The 21442-nt window shown below is 64.4% G+C and carries 20 protein-coding genes; 13 read left to right on the plus strand and 7 right to left on the minus strand.

The window, feature by feature from the left end; all coding sequences use genetic code 11:
• Positions 1-15: 15 nt before the first annotated feature.
• From M1P90_RS22625 to M1P90_RS22645, 5 genes are all read left to right on the plus strand, one after another.
• Positions 16-1197, plus strand: a complete 1182-nt coding sequence (locus M1P90_RS22625) for a hypothetical protein (RefSeq protein WP_483697684.1) — start codon at positions 16-18, stop codon at positions 1195-1197.
• Between the two features lie 335 nt (positions 1198-1532).
• Complete coding sequence (locus tag M1P90_RS22630; RefSeq protein ID WP_483697686.1) at positions 1533-2576, plus strand: N-acetyltransferase family protein; 1044 nt, start codon at positions 1533-1535, stop codon at positions 2574-2576.
• A 472-nt stretch (positions 2577-3048) separates the two neighbouring features.
• The gene (locus tag M1P90_RS22635) at positions 3049-4455 is read left to right on the plus strand and encodes a cytochrome P450 (RefSeq protein WP_483697688.1); all 1407 of its coding nucleotides are present in this window, start codon (positions 3049-3051) and stop codon (positions 4453-4455) included.
• 153 nt (positions 4456-4608) lie between these two features.
• Positions 4609-4896, plus strand: coding sequence for a type II toxin-antitoxin system Phd/YefM family antitoxin (locus M1P90_RS22640; RefSeq protein WP_483697689.1), 288 nt, complete (start codon positions 4609-4611; stop codon positions 4894-4896).
• A gap of 34 nt (positions 4897-4930) precedes the next feature.
• Positions 4931-5179 carry a Txe/YoeB family addiction module toxin gene (locus tag M1P90_RS22645; protein ID WP_483704677.1) on the plus strand — a complete coding sequence of 83 codons (249 nt, stop codon included), beginning with the start codon at positions 4931-4933 and terminating at the stop codon, positions 5177-5179.
• Between the two features lie 198 nt (positions 5180-5377).
• Here M1P90_RS22645 and M1P90_RS22650 read toward each other — a convergent pair whose 3' ends face one another.
• On the minus strand, positions 5378-6793 hold the full coding sequence (locus M1P90_RS22650) for a glycosyltransferase (protein ID WP_483697691.1): 1416 nt from the start codon (positions 6791-6793) through the stop codon (positions 5378-5380).
• A gap of 3 nt (positions 6794-6796) precedes the next feature.
• A complete protein-coding gene (locus tag M1P90_RS22655) occupies positions 6797-7264 on the minus strand; it encodes an NUDIX domain-containing protein (RefSeq protein ID WP_483697693.1) in 468 nt (155 codons plus the stop codon).
• 112 nt (positions 7265-7376) lie between these two features.
• Between M1P90_RS22655 and M1P90_RS22660 the strand changes: the two genes are divergently transcribed.
• The 4 genes from M1P90_RS22660 (at position 7377) to M1P90_RS22675 (ending at position 11006) form a co-directional block, all read left to right on the plus strand.
• The gene (locus tag M1P90_RS22660; protein ID WP_483697694.1) at positions 7377-7520 is read left to right on the plus strand and encodes a hypothetical protein; all 144 of its coding nucleotides are present in this window, start codon (positions 7377-7379) and stop codon (positions 7518-7520) included.
• 3 nt (positions 7521-7523) lie between these two features.
• A complete protein-coding gene (locus M1P90_RS22665; protein WP_483697695.1) occupies positions 7524-8393 on the plus strand; it encodes a metallophosphoesterase family protein in 870 nt (289 codons plus the stop codon).
• A gap of 251 nt (positions 8394-8644) precedes the next feature.
• Positions 8645-9178, plus strand: coding sequence for a hypothetical protein (locus tag M1P90_RS22670; protein ID WP_483697697.1), 534 nt, complete (start codon positions 8645-8647; stop codon positions 9176-9178).
• A gap of 160 nt (positions 9179-9338) precedes the next feature.
• Entirely contained in the window at positions 9339-11006 is a 1668-nt protein-coding gene (locus M1P90_RS22675; RefSeq protein WP_483697698.1) for a S8 family serine peptidase, read from the plus strand.
• Between the two features lie 2 nt (positions 11007-11008).
• On the opposite strand, the gene M1P90_RS22680 is transcribed toward M1P90_RS22675, so the two are convergent.
• Positions 11009-11665, minus strand: a complete 657-nt coding sequence (locus tag M1P90_RS22680; protein WP_483697699.1) for a response regulator — start codon at positions 11663-11665, stop codon at positions 11009-11011.
• A gap of 106 nt (positions 11666-11771) precedes the next feature.
• On the opposite strand from M1P90_RS22680, the gene M1P90_RS22685 reads away from it, so the two are divergent.
• From M1P90_RS22685 to M1P90_RS22695, 3 genes are read left to right on the plus strand one after another with little or no spacing between them, the layout of a single operon-like run.
• Complete coding sequence (locus M1P90_RS22685) at positions 11772-12374, plus strand: sigma-70 family RNA polymerase sigma factor (protein ID WP_483697701.1); 603 nt, start codon at positions 11772-11774, stop codon at positions 12372-12374.
• 56 nt (positions 12375-12430) lie between these two features.
• Entirely contained in the window at positions 12431-13423 is a 993-nt protein-coding gene (locus tag M1P90_RS22690; protein WP_483697702.1) for an anti-sigma factor family protein, read from the plus strand.
• Between the two features lie 3 nt (positions 13424-13426).
• On the plus strand, positions 13427-14038 hold the full coding sequence (locus M1P90_RS22695) for a VTT domain-containing protein (protein WP_483697704.1): 612 nt from the start codon (positions 13427-13429) through the stop codon (positions 14036-14038).
• 378 nt (positions 14039-14416) lie between these two features.
• On the opposite strand, the gene M1P90_RS22700 is transcribed toward M1P90_RS22695, so the two are convergent.
• The 3 genes from M1P90_RS22700 to cbiM are packed head-to-tail and all read right to left on the minus strand — an operon-like array spanning position 14417 to position 17246.
• Positions 14417-15229 carry an energy-coupling factor ABC transporter ATP-binding protein gene (locus M1P90_RS22700; RefSeq protein WP_483697706.1) on the minus strand — a complete coding sequence of 271 codons (813 nt, stop codon included), beginning with the start codon at positions 15227-15229 and terminating at the stop codon, positions 14417-14419.
• A 22-nt stretch (positions 15230-15251) separates the two neighbouring features.
• Entirely contained in the window at positions 15252-16112 is an 861-nt protein-coding gene (cbiQ, locus tag M1P90_RS22705) for a cobalt ECF transporter T component CbiQ (RefSeq protein WP_483697708.1), read from the minus strand.
• Between the two features lie 12 nt (positions 16113-16124).
• A complete protein-coding gene (gene cbiM / locus M1P90_RS22710) occupies positions 16125-17246 on the minus strand; it encodes a cobalt transporter CbiM (protein ID WP_483697709.1) in 1122 nt (373 codons plus the stop codon).
• A 474-nt stretch (positions 17247-17720) separates the two neighbouring features.
• On the opposite strand from cbiM, the gene M1P90_RS22715 reads away from it, so the two are divergent.
• Positions 17721-19928: a sensor histidine kinase gene (locus M1P90_RS22715; protein WP_483697711.1), complete on the plus strand. Its 2208-nt coding sequence runs from the start codon at positions 17721-17723 to the stop codon at positions 19926-19928.
• Between the two features lie 295 nt (positions 19929-20223).
• Here M1P90_RS22715 and M1P90_RS22720 read toward each other — a convergent pair whose 3' ends face one another.
• Positions 20224-21261, minus strand: a complete 1038-nt coding sequence (locus M1P90_RS22720) for a magnesium chelatase ATPase subunit I (protein ID WP_483697712.1) — start codon at positions 21259-21261, stop codon at positions 20224-20226.
• Positions 21262-21442 lie beyond the last annotated feature (181 nt).

Genomic DNA, 21442 nt, shown 5'->3' on the forward strand with positions numbered 1-21442 from the left:
AAGCGAGCATACACAATGATCAAGCATTCGCCATATGCCCCGCCAGTGCCCACGCGCCCATCCCGCCGGCACAGCTGGCTGCGTTCAGTGGTGGTTGTGCTTGCCCTGATCGGCGGTCTGGCCGGCGCGACGCTCTACGCCCGCCCCGAGCTTGTGCCGCAAGCCGTCGACATGGCGCGCGCTGCGTTTGGCGCGCAAGCCGTCGCGCAGGTTGAGTCGTGGGCCTTCCAGGCGCAAGACAGCGTGCGGCAGGCGCGCTACCACGCCACCGGCAACGCGCCTGCCATTAGCTGGGCCGCGCCGGCAGCACCTGGCGCTTCGCAGCCAGCCACTGCTGCCGCAACACCGCCGCCCGCCCAGCCGACCGCCAGCGCCGCACCGAGTGGCGCAACTGGCCCGGCCGCGCTCAACTGGTCGCCGTTTATGTCCACCGCGAGCGGCGCGCCCGCACTCGAGCGCGCCATCGTCACGCCCGACCCGGCGCGGCCGTATGTTGCCACCGCGCTGGTACGCATCGACCTGCGCGCAACACAGCTGCACCTCGTGGCTGGCACGCAGGAGCCGATCTCAAGCGTGAAAACAGCGCGGCCCGGCATTATCCCAGTTGCTGATCAACGCTCGGGCGCGCTGCTGGCTGCCTTCAACGGCGGCTTCAAGGCGGCCAATGGCGCGTTCGGCATGGGCGTGGGCAACACCGTGCTGCTGCCGCCCACCGACAACCTGGCGACGCTGGCGATCTACCGCGACGGCAGCGTGCGCCTCGGCGCGTGGGGCAGCGACATCACCGCCTCACCTAATCTTGTGGCGTGGCGACAAAACTGCCCGCTGCTGCTCGACGGCGGCCTGCCCACTGGCGCAGCCGACCAGGAAGACCCGAAGCTGTGGGGCAAAACGGTGCACAATGTCGTGGCGACCTGGCGCAGCGGGCTGGGCCTCAGCGCCGACGGGCGCTACCTGATCTACGCTGCTGGCGACGGCCTGACCATTTCTTCGCTTGCGAATGCGCTCGCCAGCGGCGGGGCCAGCCGCGCCATGCAGCTCGACATCAATAGCTGGTGGGTGCGCTTCGTTACCTATGCGCCGGGCGCGGGCGGGCATCTCGTCGCGCAGAAGCTGCTCACCGACATGGTGGGCGACACGCGCCAGTTTCTCGCCCCCGACACCCGCGATTTCTTCTACCTCACGGCACGCGCCTAGCGGGCGAGCGGCGAGTTTGCAGGTTGCAAGTTTGAATGTTGAGTTTTGCGTTTGCATGGACCAGCCGACCTTCCGCACGAGGGTTTAGGGTCTGGGGTTTTGGGATTGGGCCAACAACCTATAACTTGCAACTCACAAAACCTCCGTGCCTCTGTGTCTCCGTGGTGATATTTCTGGTCGCCGCCCTTCGATACGCGGCTAGCGCCGCTACTCAGGACGCTAGCGGCACCTAAAACCTCCGTGCCTCGGTGCCTCCGTGGTGAATAATCCAGTCGTCGGCAATTGGCACCAACTGTGGTACACTGCCTGTGTTCGCCGCTACACGAGGTGCCTGCGTGCCCATCGCAATCGAGATTCAACCCTTCGTCCCATCCGACGCGGCCTACGCTGCGCTGGCCGCCATCGGCGCGAGCACGCCCCCGCAGTACGCCCTCGACTACGAGTTCCGCGACGCCGACGACTGGCGCGCATTCGATGCCTCGTTTGCCGAGCTTGGCCGCCCGCTGCGGCGCTACCTTGCGGTCGAGCCCGGTGGCGCGACCCTAGGCTATGCCTACTGGTTCGACGTTGCGTGGGCAGCGCCAACCGGCCGCGCATGGTGCGTCGTGCGCGTGCTGCCCGCGCAGCAGCGCCAGGGCATCGGCGCGGCGCTGTACGAGCGCGCCCAGGCCGATGTTGCGGCGCACGGCTACCGCGAGCTGCTGCTCGAAGTGGACGACACGCTGGCCGAGCTGCACCCCGCGCTGGCGCGGCGCGGCTTCCGCGAGCTGCTGCACAGCTGGGCCTTCGCGCTCGACCCGCGCAGCTGCGATCCGTCGCGCTTTGCCGGCGCTTACGCAAAGCTGGGCGGCCTGACAATCACCACCCTCGCGGCCGAGATCGCGCGCGGCGCGGACTGGCTGCCGCCACTTCACGCGCTCTACGCACTGGTCGCGGGCGATGTGCCAATTCCGCTGCACCCGCACGCCGACGCGCCGCCGAGCTGGCTGGCCCAGCAAGCCACTGGCCTGCCCGAGTCGATGCCCGAGGCGTTTTTCATTGTGCGCGACGGCCCGCGCTACGTGGGCATGAGCTTTTTGCACGCCGACACAGCCCGCCCCGAGCGGCTCTACCAGCGCATCACCGCCATTCACCCGGGGTATCGCGGGCGGGGCGTCGCAATGGCGCTCAAGCTCGAAACGATTGCCTACGCGCGTGAGCGCGGCTGCCACGAGCTGCGCACCGCCGTCGAGTCGAACAACCCGAGCATGCTGGCGATCAATCGCAAGCTTGGCTTCGAAGCGCGCGAGGGTTTGGCCCTGATGGGGCAAACTCTGGCCGCGCCTGGGGAAAAGAGAAATAACCGCAAAGACGCAAAGTGCGCAGAGATTTACGATTGATGATAGAGACAGAAACAAGGGCTGTAAGATTCACCACAGAGGCACAGAGGCACGGAGATTTTGAATGTTGCAGGTTAGCAGGTTTGAAGGTTCCAGGTTACTGCTATCTGCCGGCTGCCGACTGCTTGCGGTTCCGTGGTTCCGCAGTTTAGCGGTTTTGTGGTTCTCGGTTCTACACAACCTGCCGGCTGCCTACTGCCAACTGCTTGCGGTTCCGTGGTTCCGCAGTTTAGCGGTTTTGTAGTTCTTGGTTCTACACAACCTGCCGGCTGCCTACTGCCGACTGCTTGCAGTTCCGTGGTTCCGCAGTTCAGCGGTTTTGTGGTTCTCGGTTCTTGGTTCTATACCTCCTGCCGGCTGCCTACTGCCAACTGCTTGCGGTTCCGTGGTTCCGTTGGTTCTACACAACCTGCAACCTGCAAACCTGTAACCTGTTAACTTCCCAGTAACTCAGCCCTGATCAGGAACACCAATGGCAACACAACCGCTCGCTGCAACAATCCCCGGCCCGCGCGCGCGCTTTGGCTGGCGCGGCCAGGCAATCACCTTCCTGCGCGACCCGATTGCGCTGATGGGCGCGCTGCGCCGCGACTACGGCGACCTTGCGGGTGTGATGCAAAATCACCCTTGGTGGATGTTCGCATTTGGCCCGGCCCTCAACCAGCAGGTGCTGTCCGACGCGGCGCTGTTCCACTCCGCACCAATCGCGCCGCTCACCACACCGCCCGGCTCGGCGCTGGCCCGCCTCACGCGCAACCTGCTCAGCATGAATGGCGACACGCACCGCCAGCAGCGCCGCCTGATGCTGCCGGCCTTCCACCGCAAGCGCGTCGAAGGCTACCGCGACGAGATGGTAGCAATTACCGAGGCGGCGCTGGCGCGCTGGCGGGTGGGCCAGCAGATCGACATGGCCCGCGCCATGCAGCACCTGACGCTCTGCATCGCCTCGCAAACGCTGTTTGGTGTGGATGCAACACGCGATGTCGGCGGCGTCGGTTCGCTTATTCATCGCTGGATGGATGGCCTGGAGTCGGGCGGCGTGATGCTCTTGCCGAAAGACCTGCCCGCCACGCCCTTCCGCCGTCTGCTGCGCCTGTCCGACCAGCTGGAGGCGCGGATCGTGGCGATGATCGCGCACAAGCGCGCCAACCCGGCCGCGCAGCACGACGTTCTTTCCATGCTGCTGGCCGCCCGCGATGAAGATGGCGCGGCGCTTTCCGACGACGAGCTGATCGGCCAGGCCAGCGTGATTTTTGTGGCCGGGCACGAAACCAGCTCGAACGCGCTGACGTGGGCGCTGTTTCTGCTGGCGCAGCACCCGCGCGTGCTCGCGGATGTGCAGGACGAGCTGGCCGCCGTGCTCGGCGGCGCCGCGCCCACGGTCGAGCAGCTTGGCAAGCTGCCGCTGCTGGAGCGCGTGATCAAGGAAAGCATGCGCCTGCTGCCGCCCGCAACCTTTATGATGCGCTACACAACCCGCGCCACGCAGCTTGGCCCCTACGCGCTGCCGGCCGGCGCAACCGTGACGCTCAGCCCCTACATGACGCACCATTCGCCCGCGCTCTACCCCGCGCCCGAGCGCTTCGACCCGGCGCGCTGGGAAACGATCGCGCCCGGCACCTACGAGTACATGCCTTTTGGCGCAGGCTCGCATATGTGCCTCGGCTCGACCTTCGCGATGATGGAGATCAAGATCGTGCTGGCAATGCTGTTGCAGCGCTTCCGCTTCGAGCTGCGGCCCAATGCGCGAATCGACCGCCGCGTGAAGATCACGATGTCGCCGCGCTGGGGCATGCCAATGGTTGCGCGCCCGCGCGACGCAGCACTACGGCCCGCGCAGGTGCGCGGCAATATTCGCGAGATGGTGGATTTGGGGTAGTTGAAGGTTTGCAGGTTGGAATGTTGCAGGTTTGAATGTTGCAGTTACGCTCACTGCCAACTGCCAGCTGCAGACTGTTCGGTTCTTGCTGCTTGACATTCCCCAAAACAAAACGTACAGTAGTGCTGTACATTTTTCGCAAGGAGTGGTGTCGTGGCGATTGAAACGACTTACACCCAGGCCCGCGCGCATCTGGCATCTTTGCTCGACAAAGTCACCGATGATCGTGAGGTCATTATTATTCAGCGACGCGGGGCCGAGGATGTGGCGCTGATCGCAGCCGACGAGCTCGCCAGCCTGTTAGAAACCGCGCACCTCCTGCGTTCGCCCGCCAACGCCGAACGGCTGCTTGCCGCGCTCACCCGCGCGCGCCAGGGTGCTGGAGAAAGTCAATCCGTTGCCGAGCTTCGCGACGAGGTGAGGCTTGGCGAAGAAGCGTAAATCGTCCGAGGCCGCGCCGGCAGCCAGGTTTGCCGTGTTTCAGGATGAATTTCGCGAAGACCTGCGATGGTGGGTAGAAACTGATCGGCGCACAGCGCTGCGCGTTCTCGATTTAGTCGAAGCGGTTCTGCGCGACCCGTTCATGGGGATCGGCAAGCCCGAGCCACTGAAGTACCTTGGCGCGGATGTCTGGTCGCGCCGGATCACGCAAGAACACCGCCTGGTTTACCTCGTTCAGGGCGAGCGTATCGACTTTCTCCAAGCCCGATACCATTACGCTTAAGCGCGGTATTTCACTCACAGAATCGTTCATCCGTGCCGCAGCATCGTTCCGACACGCCGCATTGTCTTTCATCCGCGCCGCAGCGTCGTTCATCCGCGCCGCAGTGTCCTTCATCCGTGCCGCAGTGTCTTTCATCCGCGCCGCAGAGTCCTTCATCCGTGCCGCAGCATCGTTCCGACACGCCGCACTGTCTTTCCGCTATGCCCCCAACTCTTTGAGCGCGCGCGCAGCGGCTTCCAGCAGCGCCGCATCGTCTTCGTTCGCGCCCAGGCCGGCAATCGCCTGCGCAACCGGCGCAATGCCTGCCGGCACGGGCGCGGCTGCTTCTGGCGCTGGCGCAGGCGTGCGTGCCTCGCTCACGTTTGCATCGCGACCTTCTGCCCCCGGCAGCTCCCACAGCGGCGGGCGCAGCTTCGGCATGTCGCCCCAGCCATAGCGCGCCGCCAGAAAGCGCATATAGCCGCTGGCCGCGCCATCGAGCGAGTGCTCGCGGGCGACATATGCGCGCGCCGATGCGCCCATTGCGGCGGCCAGCGCGGGCTGCCCGGCCAAAAGGCGGCAGTAGGCCAGAATGAGATCGCCCTCGCTGCGGTCGAGATCGACCTGGGCGGCGACGCCGGGCGGCAGCTCGGCAAACGAGCCGCTGGCCGTGACCAGCGTGGGCTTGCCCGCGCCCAGCAGCCGCAGCAGGCTGGCCGAGGTTTCGCCGGCAGTGGGGTGGCGCAGGTTCACGCAAATGTCGGCGGCGGCGACATAATCCTCAAATGCGGCGCGGCTGACATAGCCTGTGGCGGTGGCGGCGGATTCCAGCCCGGCGCGCGCAATTGCCGAGCGCAGATCGTAGTTTGGCGAGACGCTGCCAACCAGCACGTAACGCGCGTCGGCGTGCTCGGCGCGCAGGGTTTTCAAGGCGCGCAGCACCGCCTCGACGCGCTTGTAGGGGTTGATATGCCCGAACGACGCGAGAATCAGCGCGTCGGCGGGCAGGCCCAGCCGGGCGCGCGCCGCCGCCCTGGGGATTGCGGGCGGCAATGGCACGCCCATTGGCACATGCGCGGCGGGCAAGCCGGGTGCCAGGGCGGCGGCGCGCGCCAGCACCCAGCGGCTGTGCGCGATCAGGCCCTCGGCTGCGCCCAGCACGTCTTCGGAAAAGGGCAGCTCAAAGGCCGCCTCGACAAAACGCCCGCGCAGCATCAGTTCGGCCACGCGCGCGCCTTCTTCGCCATAGCGGCGGCCCGCCTCGGCGCGGTAGCGCTCGATGTCGCGCTGCACGGTGGCGGCGTAGTTCAGCATGAAATGGTGCAGCACAAACTCGTGGAGCACCAGCACGCCCGGCACGCGCTGCATGGCGCGCCAGATCTGGGCGTGCACCGGGCTGTTGCCCATGTGGTACAGCACCGCATCGAAGCGGCGGCGGCGCTGGTCGCGCTCGAGCTGGCCAACCGGGCGCACCTCCATGTGGCGCAGCAGCGCCTCGTTGGAGAGTTTCAGGCCGTCATCGACATAGGCCACCACCTCGGCGTACTGCGCGAGAAAGGGCAGCAGTTCTTCGCTATAGTCGGAAATACCGGAGGGCGCGGGGTTGAGCGGGCTGGCGTAAGCAATGCGCTTCATGGCTTAGTCGAACATGCCATAGCGCCCGGCAAAGGCGTCGCGCAGCATGCGCGTGCAGCGCGGCATGATCGAGGGCATGGCTTGCTCGGGGAAGTAGCGCAGATCGGTGAACTCGGTGTAGTCGGGCTTGAGCGTGCCGCCTTCCACCACGCACTCGAAGAAGCTCGTGACGATCTGCGCCTGATCGCCGTTCGGGTAGGTCCACTCGAACTCGGGGCCGGTATACAGCCCAATCAGGCGCTCGATCCGCACATCAAGCCCGGTTTCTTCACGCACCTCGCGCAACAATGTTTGTGCGGGCGTTTCGCCCAGCTCCACCACGCCCGAAGGCGGTGCCCAGAGCATCACATCCTTGCGGCGGCCCAGCAGCACCTGGCCCTGCTCATCGCGAATAAACGCGCTGGCCGCGAGCTGCAACACGCGCTGGTGGCCCACATAACTGCGCAACCAGCGCACATAGTTCACGGTCATCGGCTGCCTCCCGGGTAGGGGCGATCTCTGGGGCGCATTATACTCGCTTTTCTCGCAGCCTTTTTGGTGCTACAATCTCGGGCGGCAAGCCCGAATACGGAGGAGTAATCCCATGGAATACATCATTCCAACCGTGAAATATATCTTCGTTGTGGCGGTTGGCGTCGAAGTCGCGCTGATCCTGCGCGCGCTCTACCAGCTCGCCCGCGAGAAGGCCCAGGTTTCGGCCATGCCCGCGCCAGCGGCGGAGGAATAGGCTGTGCGCTATGTCCTGATGCATGTGTCCGACCTGCACGCCGGGCCGCCGTTTCGCGCCCAGCTCGCCGAGCAGGTTGCCCGCGAAGCGCACGCGCTCAAGCCCGACCTGCTGGTGGCCTCGGGCGATTTCGTGCAGCGCGCCGATTTCGCCAGGCAGTGGAAGACGATCACGGCCTTTCTGAAGACCCTGCCCGAGCCGCGCCTGGTGGTGGCGGGCAACCACGACGTGCCGATGTTCAATGTCTACCGGCGGCTGTTTCGCTCCTACGACACCTACAAGAAGCACATTTCGCCCAACCTCAACCCGGTGTTCGAGCTGCCCGGCCTGATGGTCGTGGGCGGCTGCACCGCGCATGGCCGCACCATCGACGGCGGCTACCTCACGCCTGAGCAGCTCGCAACAATGGAACAGCGCTTCCAGGCCGCCCCGCCCGGCACCTGCAAGGTCGCCGTGCTGCATCACCACGTCGTCAACCCGCCCGGCTCGGAAGGGCGCAACATGATCAAAAACGCCGACGAGGCGGTGGCGATGCTCGACCGCTGCGGCGTGGAACTGATGCTGTGCGGGCACATCCATGTGTCCTACGTCGGCACCACGCTCGACGTGCGGCCCGATCTGCGCCAGGGCACAATCATCTGCCAGAGCGGCACCACTACGTCGCGGCGCGGCAAGGGGCGCGAGCACGGCAAGAACTCGTACAACGTGATCGAGATCGAAGACGAGGTGATTCGCATTGGCCAGCATATGTTTATGGAAGATGCCGGCGAGTTTGTCGCGATTGCCGAGCATGTCTTCCCGCGCCGCTCGGCGGGCGTGTACAAGCTGCCGCGCGCCAAACGCGTGATCGAAGCCGACATGGATACCGAGTAGCGACGGCCGACGAACGACGAACGACGACCGAATAGTTCACCACAGAGACACAGAGGCACGGGGTTTTTGGGAGTTGCAGGTTAGAAGGTTGCAGGTTGCGGGTTGTTGCCCAATCCCAAAACCCCAGACCCTAAACCCTGCTGCGATTCTCGGTTCTCCCTTCGTCACTCATCGTATACTCACACTCCGACGCAACTTCGCCCAGCTGGTTGGCGTATCCTTAGTAACACGATTGTGTGGTGACGCGCTGTATGGCACAGGAACCAGGCACCCGCAAACCAACCACCCAGCCGCTGCCGGCCCTGCCCGAGCCGCTGGCCCCGCGCGCTGAGCCGCGCGCTCCCTTGCCGCGCTGGTGGCGCTGGGCGCTGCTTGCTGCCGGGCTGCTGCTGGCTGGCGGCGTGGCGCTGCTGCTGATGCGCGTGAACGACCCAAGCAGGGACGCGCGCCCGATCGAGGTGGTGAAAGGCTTTGTTGGCGCGATTGAAGCGAAAAACGCCGACGCCATGCTCCAGTTTGTCGAGCCGACGATTGCACGCCGCGAGATCAGCCCCGAGCTGCGCTCGTATGTTGAGTACCTGCGCGAAGTGCGCTTCGACAACCCGCGCTACGAGCTGCTCGACAACGACGGCGAGCAGGCGCATGTGCGCTGGACTGCCAGCATGCACTATGTGCTCGATCTCGGCGACGAGCAGAAAACCGGCGACCGCCCGATCGACACGACCTTCACGCTCACCAAGTTCGAGGGCACATGGTACCTGACCGACGCATCCCTGCCGCGGTAGGAGTTGCACGTTAGAAAGTTAGAAAGTTTACAAGTTGCAGGTTGCTGAACACTGCCAACCTGCAACCTGTAACCCGCCAACTTGCAACCTGCAAACCCGCCAACCCGTAACCTGCAACCTGCAAACCTGCAAACCTGTAACCTGCCAACTCAAAACTATCATGAAACGCACGCTTCCCGCCATTCTGCTCGCCCTCGCGCTCGCGCCCACGCTGACGCAAGCCAGCCCCGACGCGCCCAACGACCCGCAGTTTGGCGATCAGTGGGGCTTGCAGCAAATTGGCGCGCAGTGCGCGTGGGCCGTCACCACCGGCAGCGCCGACGTGACGGTGGCGGTGGTAGATAGCGGCGTGGACCTGAACCACCCCGATCTGGTTGATCGGCTGCGCACCGACGGGCGCGATTTTGTGGATGGCGACAACGACCCGAGCGACGAAAACGGCCACGGCACGAATGTCGCTGGCATTGTTGCCGCCACGCTCGACAACAACGAAGGAATTGTGGGTCTTGCGCCGGGGGTTCGCATTCTGCCCATTCGCGTGATGAACGCGCGCGGCGCCGGCTCGGATCGCGCAATTGCGCGGGGCGTGCGCTACGCCGCCGACAAAGGCGCGCAGGTGATCAACCTGAGCCTGGGCGCCTCGCTCACCATCGACGCCGACACCGTTTCCGAGCAGGTCACCAGTGCGATTCGCTATGCGCAAAGCAAGGGCTCGCTGGTGATTGTGGCGGCTGGCAACGACTTCCTGCCGCTTGAGAATGCGATTGTTGGCGATAACCCCGATGTGGTTGTGGTGGCCGCCACCGACGATAACGACATCAAAGCCGACTTCTCGAACTCGGGGCGGTGGATCACCGTTACCGCGCCGGGCGTGCACATCCTCTCGACCATGCCGACCTACGACGTCTACCTGACCAGCCAGGTCCCGCGCGACGAGCGCTTCCAGAAGGGCTACGACTACATGAGCGGCACGTCGCAGGCCACGCCATTTGTGTCGGCCCTGGCGGCGCTGCTGTTTTCGGCGCACCCCGACTGGGATTGGCGGCAGGTCGAGGCGGCGCTGAAAGAGTATGTGGTCGATATTTCGGCCCAGAACGCCACGCTGGCCGAAAAGAACTATCTTGGCAGCGGGCGCATCGACGCCTGCAAGGCGCTGAGCGTTTCCACCGCCGCCGCGCCCACGGCCACGCAGCCGCCCGAAAACACGCCCGCTGCGCGCCCCACGCCCCGCCCGACCGCCGAGCCAGCAGCCGAGCCAACCGCTCGCCCAACGCCGCTCGCCGTCGACATCCCCGGCACGAATGACACTGGCGCGGCGCGCAACTTTGGCCGCGACCTGCTGCTGATCGCAGGCGTGCTGGCGTGCGGCATGGTGCTGCTGATTGCGCTGGTGCTGTTTGCGCTGTTCCGCCTGCTGCGCGGGCCGCGCCGCGTGGCCGCAACCCCGGCCAGCCCGGTTGCCGCGCCCGCCTACACGCCGCCAGCCTACCAGCCCGCCCCGCCGCCGGTGTATCAGCCGCCAACGCCGGCTGTACAAGCCTGGGGCGCGCTGCGCGTGATCGCCGGGCCGGCCCAGCCGCTGATCTACCCGCTGGTTGGCGCGGGCGCGCTGATCGGGCGCGGCGAAGATTGCGCGGTGCTCATTCTTGGCGATGCCGCAGTTTCGCGCCGGCACGCGATTATTCGCGGCAACAGTGCGCAGGCCACGATTGAAGATGCCGGCAGCACGCACGGCACCTACCTGGGTGGGCAGCGAATCATGGGGGCCACGCCACTCCGGCGCGGCGATGTCGTGCAGGTTGGGCAGACGCTGCTGCGCTTTGAGTAGCGCTACTCCACGCCCGCGTCGAGGTCGATCAGCCGCAGCCCGCCATACTCCTGGTAGGCCACTTCACGCAGCGCCATGATCTTGCGCACCACCGTGGCAATCCGCTTCGCCGAATCAATCGCAATCTGCAGCGCGGCCGGCTCGATCGGTTCGCCCCCTTCGCGCAGCTGGAGCTGCAGCTCGCCCATGAGGATGGCGAGCGGGTTGTTGATCTCGTGCGCCAGCGTGAGCGCCACTTCGGCAACATGGCGCAAATGCTCGGCGCGCTCGCGCTCGTGTTCCAGCGCAACGGCAGTGCGGGCGCGCACCAGCGCCGCTTCCAGCTCGGTTGGCACCACCGGCTTCAGCAGAAAATCATACGCGCCCTGCCGCAGCGCCTCGATTGCGCTATCCAGCGAGGCGTAGGCCGTCATCACCACCACGGGTGGCGGCTGGCGGCGCGCCTGCGCCCAGCGCATGATCGCGTAGGAAGGCTGATCGGGCAGCATCAGGTCGGTCAGCACCACCTGTGCCGGAACGCGCTCAAGCTCGGCCAGCGCCGCGCCCACAGTAGCGACCACGCGCGTGCGATAGCCCCACAGCTCGACAAGCTGGCCGATCTGCCCGCGCAGCGCGTCGTCGTCTTCGACAATTAAAACGTCGATATCGCCCGGTGTCATACGCACCCCCACCGCACATATTTGCCGTTAGTATACCACTCAGCCTGCGCCGCAAGCTCTGCTATAATACGCCCGGCAAACGAACGTCAACGGAGCAGAACCCACCATGGCCGACGAGGAGCGACGCCTTGTAGCAGCCGGCCAGCGCGGCGATGTCGAAAGCTTCAACGCGCTGGTGCGCCTCTACGAGGGCCGCGTCTACAACCTGTGCTACCGCATGCTCGGCGACCCCGACAGCGCCGCCGATGCCGCGCAGGATGCGTTTCTCTCGGCATTCCGCAACCTGCGCAGCTTTCGTGGCGGCTCGTTCCGCTCGTGGATGCTGCGAATCGCCACCAACGCCTGCTACGACACGCTGCGCCAGCGCAAGCGCCGCCCCGCCGTCTCGCTCGATATCGAAGCCGACGACGAAGACTCCGCGCCCCTGCAAATTGCCGACACCGGCGAAACGCCCACCGACTTTGCGCTGCGGCGCGAGCTGGCGGCGGCGATCGAGCGCGGCCTGGGCGAGCTGCCCGAAGATCAGCGCGTGGTGCTCATTCTGAGTGATATTGAAGGGCTGGCCTATGATGAAATCGCCCAGATCACCAATACCAACCTTGGCACGGTGAAATCGCGCCTGAGCCGCGGGCGCGCCCGCCTGCGCGACGTGCTGCGTGCCGGGGAACTTCTGCCGGCGCGTTACCGTCATGAGGGCGAAGGTTTATAAACAGTTGCTAGGTGCGAATCCCGCGGCACTCGCGTAATCCGCACTTCCATAGGCGAATGACGAATTTCAACCCACAACCGAATGACGCCGACCTGGAACTCCTCTCGGCATATATCGACGGCCAGCTCAATGGCCCCGAGCGCGCCACGCTTGAGCAGCGCCTGGAGCGCGAGCCGGCACTCAACGCCGCGCTCGACGATCTGCGCGCAACGGTGGGGCTGCTGCGCCAGCTGCCGCCCGCCCGCCCGCCGCGCTCGTTCGCGCTCGACGCGCAGGCCGTGGCGCCACGGCGCGCATGGGTATTTCCCTGGGGGCAGTTCGCTTCCGGCCTGATTGCGGTTGCGCTGGTGGTGGTGTTTGGCTATGCGCTGACGCGCACCAGCAGCGGTGGGGGCATGTCCGCCAGCGCGCCCGTTTCGCAGCAGGAAGCCGCAGGGGTCACAGCAGCTCCCGCCGAAGCGCCGCTCGGCGCAGGTGCAGCCGCCGCTGCCGAGGCAACCGCCGCCCCAGCTGCCGACACTATGCCAATGGCTGCATCCGCGCCAACTTCCGCCCCTGCCGCCGCAGCGCCGATGGCGGCTGCCGCAACCGCTGAGCCGCAAGCAACCGCAGCGCCAGCAGCCGAAGCAGCACCAGCCGCAGCCGAGCCAACCGCAGCAGCGGCAGCCCCTGCGGCGGGGGCTGCGCTCGCACCAAGCCCCGACGCGCGCACGGCCGCCGAGGCCACGGCCGAGCCAGCGGCGAGCGGTGCCGAAGCCTACGATGCAGCCACCGCCGCGCCCGAGCAGCCACGCGAGAAAACCGCCGAAACGGCTGCCAGCGGCGATGCCGCCAACAGCGCCGGCGGTGCCGCACTAGCCGCCCCCACCGGTACGCCAGTGTTCTCCGCGCAGCTTGCCACCTCGGGCAGCACCTCGCCCGACACCACCACGCTGGCGACGCCGACGGGCGTGCCAACAAATGGCGGGAACGGGCCGGGCTGGCTGGTGGCGGGCGTGCTGGCCCTGATCATCGCGCTGGCCGCCTGGCTCGCCACGCGCCGGCGATAAGCTATGGCTCCCGAATCGCTCGAACCAACGGCAAGCGCCGCAACCCCGCCAGCGCGTGTGGGGCTGCGGCGCTGGCTGCGCCCGGCGCTGGCGATCCTGTTTGCGCTGGTGCTCAACCTGGGCTTCTTTGTGCTCTTGCGTGGGGAAACCGGGCGCTTCTGGCTGGCGCAGCTACGCGACTACAGCTACATCGGCGTGTTTCTGGTGACGATGCTGGCCAACGCCACTACCATCGTGCCCACGCCCTATATTCCAATTGTCGCGTGCATCGCCGCGCAAAGCCCGAACCTGCCGCTGGTGGTTGTGCTTGGCGCGCTTGGCTCGGCAATCGGCGAATCGCTGGCGTTCTTTATTGGCCGCTCGGGGCGCGGCCTGGTGCAGGAGAGCTGGCTGTACCGCTGGGTGCACCAGCAGATGCGCCACCCCTGGCGCGCATTTGCTGTGCTGTTTCTGTTTGGTGCGCCGCCCAACCCTGCCTTCGATGTGGCAGGTCTCGCCGCTGGCGCGCTGGGTCTGCCCTTCTGGCTGTTCTTTAGCGCCGTGTTTCTGGCGCGCATCGTCCGCATCTACATCATCGCGCTGATTGGCATGCAGGCGTGCGGCATGCTGCCGTGAGACGAACGAAATTTCACCACAGAGACACAGAGGCACGGAGAATTTGAATTACAGGTTGCATGTTTTCAGGTTGAAGGTTTGCAGGACCGACGACCGGTAATGAACCGCAAAGTGCGCAAAGAACGCGAAGGTTTTGAAGGTCGCAGGTTGCAGACACAATCCCAAAACCCCAGACCCTAAACCCTCAAGCGGTTGCAGGTCACTGCAAACTCAACATGCAACATTCAAACCTGCAACTTGCAAACTCACCCTTTCACTCTAACCCGCTCTCCGCTTCTACAGCATTCGTCACAATGGATGAGCCGTCAATCTTGTACGCGATAGCTTTCTGATGCCTTAGTGCTGCTGCCGGCTGGCTTCTGCTGACTGCCGACTGCTCTAATGCTGATGTTCGTGGCGCATGTGGAAGTGCGCGTGCGCGTGGATCTCTTCGCCGTGCAGGTGGCGGTGTGCGTGAATGAGGTTGCTGTTTTGCAGCAGTGGCTCGTTGCTCAGAATAACGTCGGGCGTGCCCTCGGCCTGCACCGTGCCGGTCTGAAACACAAAGCAGCGGTCAGCGATCTCGCTCACAATGTCGAGATCGTGCGTGGCGGTGATGACCGTCTTTGCGCCGCCGCTCCAGCCGATCAGGAAATCGACGACCATGCTCTGGCTTTTCGGGTCGAGCGCGGCAGTTGGCTCGTCCATCAGCAGCACCTCGGGGTCGAGCACCAGCACCGACGCCAGCGCCACACGCTTCTTCTCGCCACCCGAAAGCCGGTGCGGCGAACGATCCTTCAGATGCGTGATCTCCAGCAGATCGAGTGTTTCGTTCACTTTGCGACGAATTTCATCTTTCTGCCAGCGGAGTTGCAGCGGCCCAAACGCTACTTCATCAAACACCGTTGGGCTAAATAGCTGCACGTCCGGGTTCTGAAAGACCAGCGCCACGCGCCGGCGAAACGCAAATGCCGTCTCGTCATCCTGCAGGGCTTCTTCGGTCAGCGGCGCGCCAAACGCGCTGATGCTGCCCGAATCGGGGAAGTACAGGCCATCCAGCAGCCGCAGCAGTGTCGATTTGCCCGAGCCGTTTGCGCCCAGGATGGCCACGCGCTCGCCGCGCGCAACCTGCAGCGACAGGCCCTTGAGCGCGGTGACTTCGGCATTGTAGCGATACACGACGTTCTGCACGTCGAAAACAATTTCTGCCATACCCTCCAGCCTTGTTATGGAATTAACGGCCAAACCACGCAGCCAGCGCCGCCAGCGCCAGGAACAGCGCCAGCGCCAGCCAGTCGCGCCCCTGCATGGCGAACTCGTCGAGCGTGTACACTTCGCCGCGAAAACCACGCGACTGCATCGCCATATACACGTCGCTGCTCAGGCTGAGCGTTTTGCTCAGCAGCACGCCCACGCTCGAGGCCGCCACGCGCCGCCGCTCGGCCGCTTCAAGGGTGCCAACCATGCGGCTTTGGCGCGACTCAAACATATCGCGCGCAGTTTGCAGCAGCAGAAAGATGTAGCGAAAGGTCATGCCGAGGATGACCACAAACACCACCGGCACGCGCAGCACGCGCAGCGCCTTGAGCACATGCGTCCACGGCGTGCATAAAATAAGCAGCAGCGCCAGCGTGGCCGACGTTTCGACGCGCGCGATCAGGTAGGTTGCGCTGCCCAGGCCCTGCGCCGTGATCGGCCAGCCCAGCACGGGCAGGCGATACAGCACCTGCCCGGGCGTGATGAAAATCGCCGGCAGCGCGATTGTGCCGGTGAACAGCAGCGCGCCGACCCACACACGCGTGGCCAGCGTGCGGAATGGTACCCGCGACAGGAGCGCCAGCGCCAGCGCCACCGCAAATAGCGCCAGTATCACAAGGATATTGCGCGCCAGCGCCGCCGCGACGATCAGCGCCAGCAGGCCCACGACTTTGACGCGGGGATCGAGCCGCTGGAGCAGGCCGTCGGTGTGCGCCAGCTCTTCGGCGTAGAGCGAGCGCTCCATTGCGCCGGCCAGATCGCCAATCGTGCGCTCGACAAAGCTGGCGCGGCGCTTATGCGTGTGGGCAGGGCCGGCCGCCTGGTTGGAAACAGCCATCGCGTTCCTCAGCTAGAGCGATCTGCCGGGTGATGGCGGGCTTGGTTCGGGGTCGCGGCCGCGCACCGCCCGCGCAATCCAGCTAATCAGCAGGAAGGTCAGCAGGATCAGGCCCGCGCCAAACACCGCCGAGAGGATGTAGCCGAACTCCGCGCTTTGCATAAACGCCGGCGCGTAGCCCGAGATTGGCGCGGTCCACACCGACGACAAACGCTCCAGACCGGCAGGAGCCTGCGCGGGCGCCTGCGCATTCAGCGAGCCGCTTTCGATCGCCTGACGCGCCTGGTGGTCGGCAAAATCTTCTGGCGCCCACTCGCCCCATGCCGTGCCGGCCGCCAGCAGGCCCAGCGGCGAAATCACCATCAGCACCGCCAGCCCAATCAGCAGCGGGCGCACGGTGCGCCAGCCGCCGCGCCGCTCGACCGTCTCGATCCCTTCGGCGCTTTCCTGCGCGTTGGGCGCGGTGAGCTTCAGCAGCGAAGGGTCGGAGCGCTGCAGGTAGGCCACAACACCGCCCGTCACAACCAGCTCGGCCAGGCCAGCAATCGTCAGGTGGCCAAGCATCATTGCGGGGATGGCGACGCTCAGCGGGTAGGGCGCATACAAAGGCGCGCCGCTTGCGTCGGTGAACAGCATCGGCTGAATGCCAAACTCGATTGCCGCCAGCAGCGCCGCGACATTGATCGCGACATAGCCGGCAATCGCGCCAGCGACCACGCGCCGCGAGCTGCTGATCGCCGTGCGGCCGGCAATTGCGCGGTAAACCCAGTAGGCCACCAGCGAGCCAACAATCGCCATGTTGAAGCAGTTCGCGCCAAAGGCTGTGATGCCGCCATCGCCAAAAAACAGCGCCTGAATGAGCAGCGCCACCGAAACCGCCAGCATCGAGGCCCACGGCCCCAGCACAATCGAGGCAATGCCCATGCCCACGGCGTGGCCAGTCGTTCCACCGGGCAGCGGCAGGTTGAACATCATAATAACAAACGAAAATGCAGCAAACAGCGAAAGCAGGGGAACCAGCCTGGTGCTCAGCAGCCGCTTCACGCGCTGCAGCGCAACATACCAAAACGGCGCCGCCGCTACATACAGTGTCGCGCAGGTTGCCGGGCTCAGGTATCCATCGGGAATGTGCATGCCTACCTCCTCACATGTGCGCCGGGCCGCGCAGGCCGCAGCCGGTACACCAGGTACCGCTAGTTGCAATTATTACTTTCTGCAATTAGTTGCAATACTATACTGCTGTGAAATCCGCTTGTCAACAAAACAGCACTCGGACGCAGAACGTTTGTACGGCACCATTCGCGCCGCTGTGCAAGCAGGCGGAAGTGGTGCACATCATTGTGCTAGCGTGGTAGAATGAAAACATGTGTACTAGAATGATACGACTTTTGCGTTATACTGGATGCCTGATGATACGTATAAATGCTCCGCCATTTGGCTGATCTTTTGGGCATCCGCATTTGGTAAATATTTCGTAATGCCTGACAACGTAATCTTCGTGCATGCTATAATAACTGTCGCGCTTCCTCCTGTAGCGTTACACAATGGTGTGTTGAGATATGCGCAAGCATCTCGTGATGCGCCCTTTACCAGGCCACCGAAGTCCCTATGAACGACCAACTTTTGCTTCCCGCAGCCGATGTAAGCGACCAGGCACTGCACGATTCAGCGCGCCTGGCGACCTTACGCCGCACCGAACTGCTCGACAGCCTGGCCGAAGAAGAATTTGATCGTTTGGTGCGCCTGGCCGTGCGCGTGCTGCGCGTGCCGGTCGCGCTGGTTTCGCTGGTCGACAGCGATCGGCAGTTCTTCAAAAGCTGCGTTGGCCTGGGCGAACCCTGGGCTTCCGAGCGCGAAACGCCGCTTTCACATTCCTTCTGCCAGCACGCCGTGATCTCGCGCGAGCCGCTGATCATCGAAGATGCGCGCGAGCACCCGCTGGTGCGCGACAACCTCGCCATCCCCGACCTGCATGTCATTGCCTACGCTGGCATCCCGCTAATCACGCGCGATGGCGCGGCGCTTGGCTCGTTCTGCGCAATCGACACGGTGCCGCGCATCTGGAGCGCCGACGAGATCGCGATCCTGAAAGACCTGGCTGCGGCGGTGATGACCGAGATCGAATTGCGCCTGGCGATGCGCGAGTCGGAATTGCGGCTGGCCGAGGCCGAGCGCGAGCGCGCTGAGAAGGCTGCAATGCTCGACAGCAACGCCTCAGGTACCGTATTTTTGAACAAGCACTGTGAAATTGTATTTGCCAACAGCGCCGCCGAGCAGATCCTCGGGCTGGCACCCAACACGCTGATTGGCGCATCGGCAGAAATGTTCGACTGGAAGTTCGAAACGGCTGGCGGCCAGCCGCTGGATAGGGAAGCACTTCCCTTTATCAAGGCGCTTCGCATTGGCAAGCCGGTGCACGATGCGGAGTTTGCGTTTGTGCGCCCCGACGGCCAGCGCGTGATTCTGGTGCTGAATGCCGCGCCAGTACGCCATGCCGACGGGCATATCGAAGGCGTGGTGGTCTCGTTCATCGACCAGACGGCGCGCAGGCGCGAGAGTGAAACACAGCGCTTTCTGGCCCGCGCCGCCGCGCTGCTCAATTCGTCGCTCGATTACGAAATAACAATGGCGCAGCTTGCCGCGCTGGTGGTACCAGAGCTGGCCGACTGGTGCACGGTGCATCTGGTAAGGGCCAGCGGCGTGCAGGAGGTCGCCGCTGCGCATATCGATGCAGGCAAGGTTCCACTGATTCACGCCCTGCACGCGTCCTACCCCTATGAAAGTGCGCAGCAACCGTCAATCGCGGATGGGTTGCGCCTGGGCCAAACCGTGTTTGTTCCATCGCTGGCAACCTCGGAGCACGCCCCGCTGCTCAGCCGTGGCCGCGAAGCCGAATTGCGCGAGCTGGGCTGGGAATCGCTGATTGCGGTGCCGCTGGTGGCGCGCGGCCAGATGCTGGGCATGATCTCGTTTGTGCGCGCCCACCCGCAGCACTGTTATTCCGAAGAAGATCGAAAGCTGGCCGAGGAATTGGCAGGCCGCGCGGCTGTGGCCGTAGATAATGCGCTGCTCTATCAGCAATCGCGGCAGGCTGTGAACGCGCGCGATGCTTTGTTCTCGATGGTTACGCACGATCTGAAAAACCCGCTGACCAGCATCAAAGGCTATGCCGAGCTGATCAAGCGGCGCGTGGCGCGCGGCGACACCGACCCGGCGCGCTTCAATAGTGCATTGGCAAATATCGAGTCGTCGGTCGCGAAGATCGAGCGCCAGCTTGGCGAGCTGGGCGATACCTCGCTGCTGCACAGTGGCCGCCCGCTCGATCTGGCGTACATGCCACGCGATGTGGGCGCGATTGTGCGCCAGGTGGCCGACGAAATGCGGCCCAGCACGCGCCAGCACACAATCGAGGTGCATGGCACTGCCGAGCCGCTGCTTGGCATGGTCGACCCGGCACGCATCGAGCGCGTGTTTGCGAACCTGCTGGCGAACGCGATCAAATACAGCCCGAAGGGTGGCGCGGTAACCATCACGCTGGCAAGCGAAATGGGCAACGGCGGGCGGCAGGCAGTGATTGGCGTGCGCGACCAGGGCATTGGCATCCCGGCAGCCGAGCTTGGCCGCATTTTCGAGCAGTTTACGCGCGCCAGCAATGTTGGCGCGGTGGCGGGCACCGGCGTGGGCCTGGCGAGCGCGCGCCAGATCGTTGAGCAGCATGGCGGCATAATTGAGGCGTGGAGCAGCGAAGGTGTTGGCTCAACCTTTACGGTGCGGCTGCCGCTGTGCGAAGAGGAAACGCGAGCAAAGGCCGGCTAGCAGCGCTTCATCCTAATATGCCTCAAACGAGAACGCGAAGGGCGTTTACCACGAAGACACGAAGGCACGAAGAACTTTCGCCTTCGTGTCTTTGTGACTATAGAATGCTCTTACGCTTCAGGGTCATATCAACGTTGAAATCGGAACGCGATCTATCCACAGATTATGCAGATTACACCAAATAAAGTGTAAGAGTTTATCCGAACTTGGTATACACAGATAGAGGTCTCTCATCTGCGGCATCTGTGTAATCTGTGGATGAATTTTTGGACCTTTGACCTGACCCTGTTTGTATTTAAACTGGTTTGTTTTTCGGGTGGGCGCGCTTGCCTGGCGCCCGCCCGTTTTTGTTGGCGGCGCGCACCTGCTCCAGCGCGGCTGCAATCGCGCTGTCTTCGGTGGCGATCTGCGCGGCGTAGGCTTCGAGCTGCGCACTGCGGCGCTGGCGCAACGCCAGGGGCGCGATGGTAATCACATCGGCAACGCTCGCCTCGCGGCGGCTGTCGGCGGCGGCGCGGGCGCGGGCAGCCTCGAGCAAGGCAATTTCGGCGCGGTGGGAAGGGATGTTGAGCGCCTGGATGCAGGCCAGCGCAAACTCTTCGGCGGCGGGCGCAATAACAACCTCGGGCAGGATGGCGCGGGCGTTGGCCACTTCGTCGCGCAATCGCGCCAGCTCATCGAGGTAGCTCGCGCGAAAAGCCTCGGGGTCGGTGCGAAAGGCGTGATTATGGCGATAGATCGCCAGGCGCTGCTGCCGCTCGGCCAGCGGCGCGACCCACACGCGCAGCCCAAAGCGGTCGAGGATCTGCGGGCGCAGCGTGCCTTCTTCCGGGTTCATCGAGCCGATCAGCACAAACTGCGAAGGGAATAGGCGCGTCATCGGCCCGCGCCGGACAAAGGTGCGCCCCTGGGCGGCGGCGTCGAGGATCGCATCCACCACCCGCGCCTCGAGCATGTTGATCTCGTCGATGTAGAGCAGGTTGCGGTGCGCGCGCGCCAGCACGCCTTCTTCGAGCAGAATCCGCTGCTGCTCGAGCGCCACGCGCTCGTTGATGCCGCCTACCACGTCTTCCAGCCGCGCATTCAGCGGCAGCTCGATAATGCGCATCGGGCCGCGCCGCAGCACCGCCTTGCCCTCGTCGTCGCGCTCTTCGCGCTCGATCGTCGGCATCATGTCGGTGAGCGCGCGCACAGCGGTGGTTTTGCCCACGCCATATGGCCCGGTCAGCAGCACGCCACCAACCTGCGGGTTCACCAGCGCCAGCACCAGCGCGGTTTTCATTTCGGTTTGCCCAACGATTGCTGGGAAGGGGTAGAGCAGCAGTTCATCCATGAAGTTTTAAGCGTTGAGTGCTTTGTTTTGGGTTAACAGGTTACAAGTTCACAGGTTTACAGGTTCGCGCGATTGAGCGTTGACAAGATGACAGGAACGCTTACCACAGAGGCACAGAGGGCTTTTGAATGCCACAAAACCTTGGTGCCTTGGTGATTATTTGAACGGTCTTGTGATTGAG

The organism is Kouleothrix sp. 19917 (assembly GCF_057073505.1).